This window comes from Anaeromassilibacillus sp. An200 (assembly GCF_002160025.1).
GTDB classification, from domain to species: Bacteria; Bacillota; Clostridia; order Oscillospirales; family Acutalibacteraceae; genus Caccousia; species Caccousia stercoris.
Map to the genome: position 1 here is coordinate 13,625 of NZ_NFJU01000003.1, position 14,011 is coordinate 27,635.

Consider the following 14,011-nt stretch of genomic DNA (forward strand, 5'->3'; position numbering starts at 1 on the left):
TATCCCTACGCCCTTTTCATATTCTGTAAAAGCCTTCCTTTTGCCCGGAACAGAAGCTGTTCGGCAGGGCGGGGGAGGGCAAATCACGAAAAGGGTGATCGACATGGGAAAACCTTTGCTTACGGTAAGCTCGATCACACGTGCCATGCGGGCGCGCGATTTGCTGCGCAGGCATGGGATCGAGGCTTATGTAGAGCGGGTGCCGCATATTCCCGGCGTGGGATGCGGCTACGGCGTGTTTGTCCCCAGCCGTGCGGAGGAGGCGCTTTCCCTGCTGCGCGGGGCCGGCTTCGCTTTTCCCGGCGGGAAGGACGGCACACGATGATTTATTTGGATAATGCCGCGACGACGTATCCCAAGCCGCCGCAGGTTCAGAACGCGGTGGCTTCGGCCATCTACCGTTTTGGGGCGAACCCTGGGCGGGGCGGCCACGCCATGAGTATGGCTACCGCGGAAGAGATTTACCGGACGCGCGCAGCCGTGTCCGATTTTTTTCATGCGCCGGGTCCTGAGTGTGTGGCATTCACGATGAACTGCACACACGCGCTGAACGCGGTTCTGAAAGGGCTTCTCAAGCCGGGCGACCACGTGGTGGTCTCCTGCCTGGAGCATAACGCCGTGATGCGGCCCCTGCACAAGCTGGAGGGGCAGGGCGTGACGGTGACGTCTGTGCACGTGACGCCGGGGGATAATGACGCCACTGTCGATGCGTTCCGCCATGCTTTGCGGGAGGAAACACGGCTGATTGTCTGCACACATGTTTCCAACGTGTGGGGAATCCGTCTGCCGATCGGCCGCATTACGGCGATGGCCCACCAGTACGGCATTCCCGTGTGTGTGGACGCTGCGCAGTCGGCGGGAATCTTCCCGGTGTTTCTGGAGGAGGACGGGATCGACTATGTGTGCGCCGCCCCGCACAAGGGCTTGTATGGCCCGATGGGAACGGGGCTTTTGATTACCGCCTGCGGAAGCGGGCTGGACACCATTCTGGAGGGAGGGACGGGAACAAACTCCCTCTCGCTTTCCCAGCCGGAGGAGATGCCGGAGCGGATGGAGAGCGGTACGGTCAATGTGCCCGGTATTGCGGGCCTGCGCGCCGGGCTTGCTTTTGTACGGGAGAAGGGGACGGATCGGATCCTGCGCCATGAGCTGGAGGTGACACGTGCCATTTACCGCGCGCTTCGCCATTTGGACAGTGTGGAGCTTTTTACCGGTGAACCGGACGGGGCTGCATTTGCTCCTGTCTTTTCCTTCCGGGTGCGCGGCTTTCCCAGTGAGGATACCGCGGCGGCTCTGGCGCAGCAGGGAGTCGCGGTGCGGGCAGGGCTGCATTGCGCCCCGGCTGCCCACTCGTTTATGGGAACGCTGGAAACCGGTGCGGTGCGGGTCTGCCCGTCCGCGTTTACAAGCGGCCGGGATGTTCAGGGGTTTGTAACGGCACTGCAGCGTGTTTTGAGGAATTCACAGGCCGTTCATAAAGAAAAGCTTTGAATCCGTTCCGGGATATGGTAAAATAAGTCTGTGATATGGGCGTTCCCGTCCGGGAGACGTTCCGCCGGTGCGGAACGCCGTGTGGGGGACGCCCTGCGCAGATGCGGCAGAAAATGCTGCGGCTGTCCGCTCTTGGGCGCGGCAGCGGGATTGAGTAAGCAACGGGAAGGATGAGAGCACATGGAGCTGTTGGCGGAATTCTGGGCGCAGTGCACCGGGTTCCTCTCCAATTTGTGGAGTCAGTTTGTCAGCCTCGTCTCCTCTTTTACAATCTCTTCCATGCTGGACGTTTTGTTGATCTCCTTCATCATTTTCAGCTTTATCAAGCTGGTGCGGGAGACACGTGCCGAACAGCTTGTCAAGGGTATTTTTCTTTTGCTGGGCGTGTGGCTGGTGGCCAATGTGCTCCAGCTTCGCATGATGCAGAGCATTCTGAATTACTTTTTCAATTTCAGCGTGATCGCGCTGCTGATCGTCTTTCAGCCGGAGGTGCGCCGGGCCTTGGAGCAGATGGGGCGCAGCAATCTGGGACGGAATCTGGGACTGCTCAGCTCAAAGGAAGAGGAGGCTCTGGAGGCCCAGAAGCGCAAATGCATTGTCGCGGTGTCTGACGCCGCGGCCAGCCTTCAGAAATCGCGCACGGGAGCTTTGATGGTTTTTGAACGCCAAACCAAGCTGGGAGATATCATCGATACCGGCACAGTGGTGGATGCGATTCCATCGCCGCCGATTATCGGCAATATTTTCTTCAACAAAGCGCCGCTGCATGATGGAGCGATGGTTCTGCGCGACGGCATGGTATACGCCGCCGGGTGCATTCTGCCGCTGACAAAAAGCGATAATGTGAGTATCGATCTGGGGACACGCCATCGCGCCGCCATCGGTATGAGTGAAAATTCGGATGCCGTTGTGGTGGTGGTTTCCGAGGAAACAGGCCAGATTTCGATTGCCTGCAACGGTGTGCTGACGCGCAATTACACAAGGGATACCCTGAAAGCTGCGCTGGAAGGCTTCCTGCTCAAGGAAGAGCCGGAGCATCCCCAGCGCCGGATCCCTTCGCTCAGAAGGGGGAAAAAGCATGAGTGACAAGAAAAAGGCTCCGGAAAAGAAACGCTTTTCCATTGGTGCTCTCTTTTACAACAACAAGTTTGTCGCTGTGTTTTCGCTTCTGTCGGCGCTGGTTCTCTGGTTTTCCATGGCTTTTACAAACACGGAAGAGTTTCCCGTACCGATTTACGATGTTCCGGTGACGATTAAAATTCCGGAGGCGGCGCAGGCGGACGGCCTGAAATGCTTCAGTCCCCAGACGCTCAAGGTAACGGTCTATATCAAGGGAAACAGCCTCTCGGTCCATAATGTCACAGCCGATGATATCGGGCTGGAAACGCAGATCACAGAGACGGTGTCGGGAGCGAAAACATATCTGGCGACGATTGCTTCCTCCAAAAAGGGATATGTGACAGACTATGAGATTGATCGCATTGAGCCGTCCATTGTACAGCTGACTTTGGATTATTCCGAGGAAAAATCCTTTGTGATCGGGACGGGTGGAGTGAGTGCTTCTGCTGCGGAGGGACACTTTGTCGGAAGTGTGGCTGCCACTCCGGAGTCTGTGACGATCTCCGGGCCGAAATCGGTGGTGGACAGCATATCGGCGGTGACGGTCGGAGAAAAGGATCTGGGAGAGCTGGATCAGACGGCGCGCTTCACAGCGGATTTGATTTTACTTGATGCAAACGGCAATACACTGAGCAAAGATAAATACGACCAGCTTTCACTGAGCGCTCATTCCGCGGACATTACGGTTCCGGTGCTGGTGCGAAGGACCGTGCCGTTTACCGCAAACTTTACCAACGCGCCATCCGGTCTGAAATTGGATTCCTCGTTTGTAACGCTCTCTCCAAGTACGGTGGAGCTGGCAGGAACAGCGGAGGACTTTGAATCGTACAAGAGCATTCAGTTGGATCCGATTGATTTTTCACAAATCAGCCCCAGCACGAATGTGTTTGATATCCCGGTATCGCTGCCCTCATCCTTCCGAAATCTCCAGCAGATCAATCAGGTAACGGTTCGCCTGAATCTGTCCGGATACACCACAAAAACCATCACAGCCCGTAATTTCAAGGTGAATAACCTTGGGCACGAGTATGAAGCCAGTGTGACGACTTCCTCGCTGGATATTGTGGTGGTAGGGCCGGAGGAGGAGCTGGCAAACCTGACGGAGAGCAATCTGGTGGTTCAGGTTGACATGTCGCAGAACAACGGCTTTACCGGCCATACGGAAATGCCGGCGACTGTCAGTATTTCCGGCAGCTCAAAGCGCTGGGCGTATGGCAGCTATAAAGTGAATCTTTCCGTGAAAGAGCGGTAAAAACAATGGCTGGACGCGGCCGGGCAAGGAAAAGCCCGGCCGCGTCCGGCGTTATGGAGAAAAAAATCTTGAATAAGCTAGGGCGCAATGGTACAATAAATAATTATGAACTGTCAAAAATCGCCCAAAAGAGAAGGTTTCTGAGTGGGATGGGCGAAACAGGTGCAGGAAAGAGGAGCGGCAGGCATGAAGCAATGGAAAACAAAAGCGGAAAACAGCCAAGCAGAACAAAGGCTGCGGCAGGAGGCGGGAGTTTCCCCGGTGTTTGCGCGGCTGCTGGCGGCGCGCGGCTTTACCGGAGCTGAAGAAGCACAGGCTTTTTTGCAGGGGACCGGTGCGTTTTCCCCGTTTTCCTTTGCCGGGATGCGGGAGGCCGCAGAGCGGATTCTCAGCGCTGTGGATTCCTTTGAAATGATCGCGGTTTATGGCGACTATGACGCAGACGGTGTGACGGCCACAGCGATGCTGTACTCGTATCTCGAATCCTGCGGAGCAAATGTGACATACTATATTCCGGATCGGGAAGCGGAGGGCTACGGTCTGAACCGTGGGGCCATTGACACGCTGCATGAGAGAGAGGTCACGCTGATTATTACAGTGGACAACGGGATTTCCTCCATTGACGAAGTCACTTACGCTGCCTCCCTTGGAATTGATGTGGTGGTCACAGACCATCACCGGCCCCGTCCGGAGCTGCCCGCTGCCTGCGCGGTGGTGGATCCGCACCGTGAGGATTGCCCGGGCGGCAGCCGGGTGCTTTCCGGCGTGGGCGTGGCGTTTGAGCTGATTCTGGCGCTGGAGGGCGAGGGTTGCGACGTGCAGGGCCTTCTGGACAATTACGCCGATCTGGTCTGTATCGGGACCATCGGGGATGTGGTGCCGCTTGTGGAGGAAAACAGGACGTTTGTGCGGGAGGGCCTGCGCCTTCTCTCGCAGACGGATCGTCTGGGCCTTCGCGCTTTACTGGAGCATGCCGGGATGGAAGACCGGGAACTGACGGCGACCAACGTGGCGTTTACCCTGGTTCCCCGCATCAACGCCACAGGACGGATGGGATCGCCGGATCGGGCGGTGCGGCTTCTTCTTTCGGAATATCCGGACGAGGCTGAAGAGCTTGCGGAGGAAATCTGTACGGATAACGACAACCGCCGCCGGATGGAAAGCGAGATTTTTGAAGGGGTTCTCGCTTTATTCACGCGTGAACCGGAACGGCTGCTGGATCGGGTGCTGGTGGCGGAAGGCGAGGACTGGCATCATGGGGTCATCGGGATTGTGGCTTCCCGGATTACGGAACGTTTCGGCAAACCCTGCTTTATTATCTCCCGATGCGGTGAAGAGGCGAAGGGATCCGGGCGCAGTGTGGAGGGTTTTGATCTGTTTGCGGCTGTTTGCGCATGCGCCGATCTTCTCACAAAATACGGAGGCCATCCGATGGCAGCGGGCCTGAGTTTGCCGTCGGATCAGCTGGAAGCGTTCCGGAAAGCGATCAACCGCTATGCGGCGTCTCTCCCTCCGGTGTTTCCGGTGGTTTCCATCGACTGTGCGGTTGCTCCGCATGAGCTGACACTGGAGGTGCCGCGGGAAGTGGCATTGCTGGAGCCCTTTGGTACAGGAAACCCCGCGCCGCTCTTCGGTTTGTTTGGCGTGACGCTTACGGAGGTTTCCCCGATTGGCGGCGGAAAGCATCTGCGGCTGGCCGTTTCCGGTGCGGATGGGACTGTGGTGCGCTGTCTGCGCTTTGGCGTGACGCCCGATGAATTTCCGTATCGGGCGGGAGACAAGCTGGATCTCGCTGTCGCTGTAGAGGAACGGGAGTATATGGGAACGCCTTCGCTCTCAGTCTATGTGCGGGAGCTGCGGCCGGCGAGCCTGGATACGGGAGTTCTTCTGCAAAGCCGGCAGCGCTATGAGGCGGCCCGGCGCGGGGAACCGCTTTCCGCTCCGGCATGGACGGAGCTTGTTCCGACGAGAGAGGATTTTGCACTTCTCTACCGCTTTTTGCGGGAGGGAGGCGGCTTCTGCGGCGATGTGGGCGTCTTGTGGATGCGCTTGGGCGGCAAGCTTTCTTTGGGAAAGCTTTTGCTGTGTCTGGATGTATTGGCGGAACATCGTCTGATCCGGCTGGATTCGCTGGGGGATTTCCTGCGTGCCGCTCTTTTGCCGGCGTCGGGAAAGGTGGATCTGTTTTCCTCCAGGCTGCTTGAGAGCCTGAGAAAATCGGAGTGAGGGGAAGAAAATGACTGAGAGCGCTCATATGAAGGAATTGTTTGATCCGCGCCCGCCGAAGGAGACGCTGAAAACATATGACGATCTTCTTGGGCTGATCTGTGCTTCGGAGCGCGAATACGATTTGCCGCTGATTGAAAAGGCTTATCAGCTGGCGGAAGCGCAGCACCACGATCAGCGCCGTCTCTCCGGCGCACCCTATATTTCTCATCCGCTGGCGGTAGCCTGTATTCTGGTGGAACTGGGCATGGATACCGAATCGGTGGTGGCCGGCATCCTGCACGATGTGGTGGAGGATACGCCTGTCACACTGGAACAGGTGAAAAAGCTGTTCGGCACGGAAATTGCAGGCCTGATTGATGGTGTGACCAAGCTGGGCCGCATCCCGTATTCCTCGCGTGAGGAGCAGCAGGCGGAAAATATCCGCAAAATGCTGATCGCCATGAGCGAGGATATCCGCGTCATTATCATCAAGCTGGCGGACCGCCTGCACAATATGCGCACGGCGGCCTTCTGGAAGCCGCAGAAGCAGCGTGATAAGGCGCTGGAAAACATGGAGGTTTACGCGCCGATTGCGCACCGTCTCGGCATCCGGGCCGTGAAGGAGGAGTTGGAGGATCGCTCCCTGCGCTTTCTGGATCCCGTTGCCTATGAGGAGATCGAGCAGGGGCTGGCTCTGCGCAGCGAAGAGCGGAAGTCTTTCATTGAGCTGACAAAGGAACGCATCCGCGAGCGTGTCGCTCCGGTGATCCCAAACGTGTTCCTCAGCGGCCGTGTGAAAAGTATCAACAGCATTTACCGCAAAATGTTCATCCAGGGAAAAAACATGGATGAAATCTACGATATTTATGCAGTGCGCGTGATCGTCGATACGGTGGAGGATTGCTACAATGTGCTGGGCATTGTGCATGATATGTTCCGTCCGCTGCCGAACCGCTTCAAGGATTATATTTCCACCCCAAAACCCAATATGTATCAGTCGCTTCATACTACGGTCATCGGCAAGGAAGGTATCCCCTTTGAGGTGCAGATCCGCACCTGGGAGATGCATCACACGGCGGAATACGGCATTGCGGCACACTGGAAATACAAGCTGGGCCTTTCCTCCCCGAATGGGGGAGACTCCCTGGAGAAGCGGCTGGCCTGGATCCGGCAGATGCTGGAAAATCAGAAGGACAGCGGCGACGCCACGGATCTGATCCGTACTATCAAATCCGATCTGGCTCCGGAGGAGGTTTTTGTCTTTACGCCGAAAGGGGACGTTATCAGCCTGCCCTCCGGTTCAACTGTCATCGACTTTGCCTACGCGATCCACAGTGCCGTCGGCAACCGTATGGTGGGCGCGAAGGTCGACAAACGCATTGTTCCGATTGACTACAAGGTGAAAACAGGCGAGATCGTGGAGATCATGACGACCAAGGAGGTCGGCAAGGGCCCCAGCCGCGACTGGCTCAAGATTGTCAAAACGAGCGAGGCCAGGAACAAGATCCGCCAGTGGTTCAAAAAGGAAAAGCGCGAGGAAAATATCATTGAGGGACGCGCGGAGCTGGAACGGGAACTCAAGCGTGCCAATATTGAATTTACCGACGAGGAAATGCAGGAGTTCCTGGAGAACATCGGCAGAAAGCAGAATTGCCAGAATGTGGACGATGTCTATTCCGCCATCGGTTACGGCGGCATTCAGCTTTGGAAAATCATGCCGAAGATCAAGGAGGACTACCTCAAAAGCCGGAAGCAGGCGGATTTGCATGAGCTTCCGCCGCCCAAGCCGCCGGTACAGCAGAAAAAACCGGCAAGCGGTGTCATGGTGGACGGCATGGATAACTGCCTGATTAAGTTTTCCCGCTGCTGCAGCCCGCTGCCCGGCGATGAGATCATCGGCTTTATTACGCGCGGCTTCGGCGTTTCCATTCACAAGAGAAGCTGCAGCAACGTGCCGCAGGATATTGCCTCGGCTCCCGAGCCGGAGCGCTGGATTCAGGCGCATTGGGTGGGCGAGGTGAAGGAGGAGTTCAAGATTACGCTTGAAATCCTTGCCAATGACCGCAGCGGCCTTCTGGCAGACGTGACACAGCAGCTGTTCAATATGCACGTGCCTATTCATACACTCAATTCCAGAGAGACAAAGGACGGCCGCGCGGCCATCAATGTTTCCATCACCATCAATGGGCGGGATCACCTGCAAAGCGTGATTGACCGCATGTCCCGCATCGAGGGAATTTCCTCTGTGCGCCGCCCGTAACAGAAAAGGAGAAAACCTTATGACAGAGATAACAAGCCTGGTGCTTGGCCCGCTTGAGACAAACTGCTATTTCCTGCGGGACACGGAAACCGGTGATCTGGTAATTTTCGATCCCGCATGGTACGAGCCTGCCTTGGAACAGGCGGTACAAAAGGCGGGGAAGGGCGCTGTGAAGGGCATTGTGCTGACGCACTGCCATTTTGATCATATGATGGGCGCGGCCCAGCTGAAGAAGCTCACGGGCGCGCCGATCTGGCTGCCGGTGCAGGAAAGCGGCTTTCCCGCAGATCCCACTCTAACGCTTGCCTACATGGTGCCGGGTGGCTTGGAGCCCTTTGAGGCGGACGGCTTGATTTCAGAGGGGAAACCGCTTTCGTTTGGGAGCCTTTCCCTGCGGCCGATCCATACGCCGGGCCATACGATCGGCAGCCATTGCTTTTTGATTGATGATATTCTGGTTGCGGGCGATACGCTGTTCTGCGGCAGTGTCGGACGCACCGATCATCCCACAGGAAATACGGCGATGATCATGCAGTCGGTGCGCCGTCTGGCGGCTCTGCCGGGCGATTACCGCGTGTTCCCGGGACACGGTCCCGAGACCACGCTGGAACGTGAGCGCCGTTTCAATCCCTATCTGCAATGAACAGCTGACGGTAAAACAGATGCCATTGCCAGCGCGAGGGGCAAGGCAAAAGAAAAAGCTGAGCTCAGGACACGAATTGCGGTGAGGCTCCCCGGTATGGGGAAGCGCATTTGCATCAACCAGAGCGGCAGCGGAACCCCAGGCCCAGCCTGGAGAAAGGCGGAGTATTTTGAAGCTGTTCCTGTATGGTCATTCGTTTCATTATGAGATGGAAAACCTCTGCCGTCTTTTTTTTCACCGGCAGAAAATAGAAGTCTTTGAAGACTGCCGGGAATTTGACGGCCCGGATGCCGCTTTGACGCTTGTGGAGCGGGAAGGGGAGACCCTGCACCTGCTTGTGAAAACGGCTGTCGGGGCTTATCGCGGGGAAGGACGGGACACGGTTTCCGTTGAAACGCCCCCGCAGGAGGTGGAGCGCCGCCTGGCGGTTCTGCTCTTCCGGCAGCTCACAGAGGCTTGCGGGATCTGTCCGCGCTGGGGAATTCTCACAGGGGTGCGGCCTGTCAAGTTCTTCCGTTCTCTTGTGGAAAAGCACGGGGAGGACGAAGCCGTCCGCATTTTTCGGGAGGATTACCTGGTTACGGAGGAAAAGCTGGAGCTCAGCCGCGTGACCATGCGCAACGAGGGCGCGCTGCTGGCTCGCTCACAGCCCGATTCGTGCAGTCTCTATGTCTCAATCCCCTTCTGTCCGACGCGCTGTGCCTACTGCTCGTTTGTCTCTTCCACAGTGGAAAAGACCGTCAAGCTGATCCCGGACTATGTGGAGCTGCTCTGCCGTGAACTGGAAAAAACAGCGGAAGTGGTGCGTGACTGCGGCCTGCGCGTGGAATCCGTCTATTTCGGAGGCGGCACCCCCACCGCAATCTCCGCGGAGCAGCTTGCTTTGCTGCTGGACACGGTCAACACACAGTTCGATCTTTCACACAGCCGGGAGTTTACCGTGGAAGCCGGACGGCCCGACACCGTGACGCGCGAGAAGCTGGAGGTGCTGCAAAACAGCGGTGTGACGCGGATCAGCATCAATCCGCAGACGCTTTCCGATCAGGTGCTCCGGCGCATCGGCCGCCGCCATACGACGCAGCAGACGCTCGACGCGTTTCATCTGGCCCGCGCCTGCGGGATGAACAACATCAACATGGATTTGATCGCGGGTCTTCCGGGGGATACGGTGGAAGGCTTTCACGCAACGCTTGACGGTGTGCTCGCCCTTTCGCCGGAAAGCGTTACGGTGCATACGCTTTCCCTCAAGCGTTCGGATCAGTTGTTTCAGGATGGCGCGGGGGAGCCCGAGGGCGAGACGGCGGCACAGATGCTCGATTATGCCCAGCACCGTTTGACTGAAGAAGGCTATCTGCCTTATTATCTGTACCGGCAAAGCCGGATGGTGGGCAATCTCGAGAACATCGGATGGTGTCTCCCCGGCTGTGAAAGCCCCTATAATGTGTACATCATGGACGAAACTCACACCATTCTGGCCTGCGGTGCGGGTGCTGCCACCAAGGTAAAGCGCCCGGGAGTGGATGAATTGGAACGCATTTTCAACTTCAAATTCCCATATGAATATATCAACCGCTTCCAGGAGGTGCTGGAGAGAAAGAACAGGGTGAAGCAGTGCTATGAGCAATTCCAAGGAACAGTATGTCCATTTTCATAATTCCCTGACAGAGATTAACCGGTGTGCCAGAGAGGAACCGCAGGCGTTTGCGCAAACCTCGGAGCAGGCGTACCAGACGGAGCTGCGGCGCATCGCGGAGCAGGCGGCCAGGGAAACAAGGGACTGCCGCATTGTGCTTCTGGCAGGTCCCTCTGCCAGCGGGAAAACCACCACAGCCTCGCTGCTTTCCGCTTGTTTGCAGCAAGAGGGTGTTTCCTCATTTGTTTTTTCCCTGGACAATTTTTATCTGCCCGAGGAGCAGTCTCCCCGGCATCCCGACGGTGTGCCGGATTTTGAATCCGTCCATGCCCTCGATATCGAACAGATCCGATCGTGCCTGCTCTCCCTGATCCGGACACGATCCTGCCGTATGCCGGTCTTTGACTTTGAAACGCACCGCCCCCGCCCCGAAAAACAGGAGGTGGAGCTGCCCGCTCATTCGCTGGTGATCATGGAAGGCCTTCACGCGCTCAATCCTCTTTTGTCCGAGGGCCTTCCAAAGGAATATCTCCTGCATGCTTATCTGAGCGTCAAGCAAGGGGTGGAGCAGGGAGGGGAAATCCTGCTCTCCCCAAATGATATGCGTCTGGTGCGCCGTCTGGTGCGGGATGCGCGCTTCCGTGCCTGTACGGCGGAGCGCACGCTTGGTATGTGGCCTTCCGTGATGCAGGGAGAGTATCGCTATATCAAACCCTTCCGGGAGCAAGCGGATATCACGATCAATACGTTCCTGGGCTACGAAATTTGTGTTCTGCGCGATGAGGCCCTGAAGCTTTTGGAGAGCGTTCCTGCCGGCAGCCCATATTTTGCGGAAGCCTCCCGCGTGGCCGCCGCCCTGGAGCATGTGGTTCCTCTGCCGCATACGCTTGTTCCGCCGGATTCCATTCTTCATGAGTTTTTGGGATAATGCGGCAAAAAACAAGAGTTTACAAATCGTTTCTTGTATTTTCTTCCGATAGATGCTATAATTGAGAAAATCCGATAAGGAGTGAGAGAAATGGGCCTGTTAGAGGATGTTGTGGTGAATGCCAAATCGGCCGTGAACGTAGTGGGAAAGACGGCTGGAAAGATTGTAGATATTTCCAAGCTGCGCATCAGCGCGGGGGAATTGAACAGTGAGATTTCCAAACGGTATGAGTCCCTTGGCCGCATGGTGTACGATGCCCAAAAGACGGACAATGACGCCACAGACCTGATCAAGGAGTGTGTTGCCGCGATCGATGATCTGTATGAGCAGCTTGACGCAGTCAACGAGCAGATCTCCGCTATGCGCAACCGTACTATCTGCAAGGGGTGCGGCGCAGAAAATCCGCAAAGCGCCAATTATTGCAGCAAGTGCGGAAAAAAGCTTGAAGAGCCTGCCCCCGAAGAGCCGGAGGTCTATGACGCGGTGCCTGTTCAGGAGCAGGAGCCGCAGCCAGAGGCAGAGACAGAGGAACCGAAGGACGAATAATTTTCGTGCTTTCATGAGAAAAAAGAGCCGGGATTCCATGTGGAATCCCGGCTCTTCTCTATCTATGGAGATGAGTTTTGATGTTACATGCCGTAAATTTCTTCTGCGTCCAGCAGGCTGATGCCGCTTGCCTTCAGGCATTCCACCGCCTTGTCGCTTTCGAGGACGCGAAGGATGACATAGGCTTTGCCTTTGTCCCGGCTGATAAAGGCGTACATGTATTCCACGCCGATCTCACCGTCCGCCAGAACGCGCATTGCCTTGGCGAATTCACCGGGCTTGTCGTCAATGCCCACCGCGATCACGCTGGTGAGCGAAACCGTCAGATTGGCGGCACGCAGAGCCTCGACAGCCTCCTTCGGCTTGTCAACAATCAGGCGAAGGATACCGAAGTCACTGGTGTCCGCGACAGAGATGGCACGGATGTCCACTCCGGCCGTTCCCAGGATCTCCGTGATCTCTGCAAGGCGGCCGGATTTGTTTTCCACAAAAATGGAAAGCTGCTGAATCTGCATAATGGTTCCCCTTTCGTTGGAATGATATCAGAATGGATTTTGGAAACCGAAACGCGCTTTGAAGCGGGCAAACGCCGTCTGTTTATACTTTGCGCTTGTCAATCACACGCTTGGCCTTGCCCTCGGAACGTGGAATGGACTTCGGTTCCAGCAGGCGGATCCTGGCCACAATATTCAGGGTGGATTGCAGTGCGTTCGCAATCCGGTGTTCAATGCTTTCCAGATTGCGGACGGTGTCGCTGAACATGCCTTCGGTCATTTCGATCTGCACCTCAAGCGTATCCAGGTTGTTGATCCGGTCAACCACAAGCTGGTAGTTCGGATCCATGCCCAGCTCGAGCAGAACGCTCTCGATCTGAGACGGGAATACGTTGATACCGCGGATAATCAGCATGTCGTCCGTGCGTCCGCGCGGCTTGCTCATGCGCACCAGCGTGCGTCCGCATTCGCAGGGCGTATGGTCCAGAGAGCAGATGTCGCGTGTGCGGTAGCGCATCAGCGGGAGAGCTTCCTTGCCGATGCAGGTAAAGACCAGCTCACCGTAAACGCCGTCGGGCAGCGTTTCGCCCGTGTCGGGGTCGATGATTTCAGGATAGAACATATCCTCGTTGATGTGCAGGCCGTTTTGAAGCTGGCATTCACAGGCAACGCCGGGGCCGGCAATTTCCGAAAGGCCGTAAATGTCAAAAGCACGGATGGCGAGCAGCCGCTCGATCTCCTTGCGCATCTGCTCCGTCCAGGGCTCCGCACCGAAAATACCGGCGCGCACCGGAAGCGTCGTGGGGTCGATGCCCATATCGCGCACCGTCTCGCCGATATACATCGCGTACGACGGTGTGCAGCACAGAATGTCGGAGCCATAGTCCTGCAAAATCTGTACCTGGCGCTTGGTGTTGCCGGAGGAGACGGGGATCGCCGTTGCTCCCAGCTTTTCCGCGCCATAGTGCAGGCCAAGGCCGCCGGTGAACAGGCCGTAGCCGTAGGAAACGTGCACAAAATCCTCCTTTGTGCCACCTACCATCACAATGCTGCGCGCCGCGCCGGTTGCCCAGGCGTCAATATCCGCCTTGGTGTAGCCGACGACTGTTTGCTTGCCGGTGGTGCCGGACGAAGCATGAATGCGGGCCAGCTGTGCCTTCGGAACCGCGAACAGTCCAAAGGGATAGTTATCGCGCAGATCTGTTTTTGTTGTGAAGGGAAGCTTTCGGACATCCTCAATTTCCTTGATATCGCCCGGAAGAACCCCCATTTCATCCATGCGCTTTCTGTAAACCGGGACATTCTGATAGCAGCGTTCCACCAGTCTGCGCAGACGCTTGGACTGGATATAGTGCATCACTTCCCGGGAGGCGCATTCAATTTCCGGTTGAAAATAGTTCCCCTGCATGGCAATCCTCTCCGATCCTCTGTTTTTCG

General features: G+C 56.7%; 12 protein-coding genes. 10 read left to right on the forward strand and 2 right to left on the reverse strand.

Going from position 1 to position 14,011, the window contains the following annotated elements; translation table 11 throughout:
* The first annotated feature begins 103 nt into the window (after positions 1-103).
* The 10 genes from B5F35_RS02070 to B5F35_RS18975 all read left to right on the forward strand — a co-directional run bounded on the left by B5F35_RS02070 (position 104) and on the right by B5F35_RS18975 (position 12,080).
* Positions 104-325, forward strand: a complete 222-nt coding sequence (locus tag B5F35_RS02070; protein ID WP_087237599.1) for a putative Se/S carrier protein — start codon at positions 104-106, stop codon at positions 323-325.
* Positions 322-1,491 carry an aminotransferase class V-fold PLP-dependent enzyme gene (locus tag B5F35_RS02075; protein WP_087237601.1) on the forward strand — a complete coding sequence of 390 codons (1,170 nt, stop codon included), beginning with the start codon at positions 322-324 and terminating at the stop codon, positions 1,489-1,491. The genes B5F35_RS02070 and B5F35_RS02075 overlap by 4 nt, the downstream gene beginning before the upstream one ends.
* 180 nt (positions 1,492-1,671) lie before the next feature.
* Positions 1,672-2,577, forward strand: coding sequence for a diadenylate cyclase CdaA (gene cdaA / locus B5F35_RS02080; protein ID WP_087237603.1), 906 nt, complete (start codon positions 1,672-1,674; stop codon positions 2,575-2,577).
* Positions 2,570-3,862, forward strand: a complete 1,293-nt coding sequence (locus B5F35_RS02085; protein WP_087237605.1) for a CdaR family protein — start codon at positions 2,570-2,572, stop codon at positions 3,860-3,862. The genes cdaA and B5F35_RS02085 overlap by 8 nt, the downstream gene beginning before the upstream one ends.
* A gap of 186 nt (positions 3,863-4,048) precedes the next feature.
* A complete protein-coding gene (gene recJ / locus B5F35_RS02090; RefSeq protein ID WP_087237849.1) occupies positions 4,049-6,088 on the forward strand; it encodes a single-stranded-DNA-specific exonuclease RecJ in 2,040 nt (679 codons plus the stop codon).
* Positions 6,089-6,098: 10 nt separating this feature from the next.
* Positions 6,099-8,330: a RelA/SpoT family protein gene (locus B5F35_RS02095; RefSeq protein WP_242969362.1), complete on the forward strand. Its 2,232-nt coding sequence runs from the start codon at positions 6,099-6,101 to the stop codon at positions 8,328-8,330.
* Between the two features lie 19 nt (positions 8,331-8,349).
* Positions 8,350-8,973, forward strand: a complete 624-nt coding sequence (locus tag B5F35_RS02100; protein ID WP_087237607.1) for an MBL fold metallo-hydrolase — start codon at positions 8,350-8,352, stop codon at positions 8,971-8,973.
* Positions 8,974-9,142: 169 nt separating this feature from the next.
* Positions 9,143-10,627, forward strand: a complete 1,485-nt coding sequence (gene hemZ, locus B5F35_RS02105) for a coproporphyrinogen dehydrogenase HemZ (protein ID WP_087237609.1) — start codon at positions 9,143-9,145, stop codon at positions 10,625-10,627.
* Positions 10,590-11,534 (forward strand): uridine kinase family protein, encoded by a 945-nt coding sequence (locus B5F35_RS02110; protein ID WP_087237611.1) that lies wholly within the window; start codon positions 10,590-10,592, stop codon positions 11,532-11,534. The genes hemZ and B5F35_RS02110 overlap by 38 nt, the downstream gene beginning before the upstream one ends.
* A 90-nt stretch (positions 11,535-11,624) precedes the next feature.
* Positions 11,625-12,080 carry a zinc ribbon domain-containing protein gene (locus B5F35_RS18975; RefSeq protein WP_206423993.1) on the forward strand — a complete coding sequence of 152 codons (456 nt, stop codon included), beginning with the start codon at positions 11,625-11,627 and terminating at the stop codon, positions 12,078-12,080.
* An 83-nt stretch (positions 12,081-12,163) separates the two neighbouring features.
* On the opposite strand, the gene B5F35_RS02120 is transcribed toward B5F35_RS18975, so the two are convergent.
* Both B5F35_RS02120 and B5F35_RS02125 read right to left on the reverse strand, forming a co-directional pair.
* Positions 12,164-12,595 (reverse strand): ACT domain-containing protein, encoded by a 432-nt coding sequence (locus B5F35_RS02120; protein ID WP_087237613.1) that lies wholly within the window; start codon positions 12,593-12,595, stop codon positions 12,164-12,166.
* An 82-nt stretch (positions 12,596-12,677) separates the two neighbouring features.
* A complete protein-coding gene (locus B5F35_RS02125; RefSeq protein WP_087237615.1) occupies positions 12,678-13,982 on the reverse strand; it encodes a phenylacetate--CoA ligase family protein in 1,305 nt (434 codons plus the stop codon).
* Positions 13,983-14,011: the final 29 nt, after the last annotated feature.

Coding starts and splice junctions, on each gene's coding strand:
- B5F35_RS02110 (WP_087237611.1), top strand. CDS start 10,590: ATGAGCAATTCCAAGGAACAGTATGTCCATTTTCATAATTCCCTGACA.
- B5F35_RS02075 (WP_087237601.1), top strand. CDS start 322: ATGATTTATTTGGATAATGCCGCGACGACGTATCCCAAGCCGCCGCAG.
- B5F35_RS02070 (WP_087237599.1), top strand. CDS start 104: ATGGGAAAACCTTTGCTTACGGTAAGCTCGATCACACGTGCCATGCGG.
- B5F35_RS02120 (WP_087237613.1), bottom strand. CDS start 12,595: ATGCAGATTCAGCAGCTTTCCATTTTTGTGGAAAACAAATCCGGCCGC.
- cdaA (WP_087237603.1), top strand. CDS start 1,672: ATGGAGCTGTTGGCGGAATTCTGGGCGCAGTGCACCGGGTTCCTCTCC.
- recJ (WP_087237849.1), top strand. CDS start 4,049: ATGAAGCAATGGAAAACAAAAGCGGAAAACAGCCAAGCAGAACAAAGG.
- B5F35_RS02095 (WP_242969362.1), top strand. CDS start 6,099: ATGACTGAGAGCGCTCATATGAAGGAATTGTTTGATCCGCGCCCGCCG.
- B5F35_RS18975 (WP_206423993.1), top strand. CDS start 11,625: ATGGGCCTGTTAGAGGATGTTGTGGTGAATGCCAAATCGGCCGTGAAC.
- B5F35_RS02100 (WP_087237607.1), top strand. CDS start 8,350: ATGACAGAGATAACAAGCCTGGTGCTTGGCCCGCTTGAGACAAACTGC.
- B5F35_RS02125 (WP_087237615.1), bottom strand. CDS start 13,982: ATGCAGGGGAACTATTTTCAACCGGAAATTGAATGCGCCTCCCGGGAA.
- B5F35_RS02085 (WP_087237605.1), top strand. CDS start 2,570: ATGAGTGACAAGAAAAAGGCTCCGGAAAAGAAACGCTTTTCCATTGGT.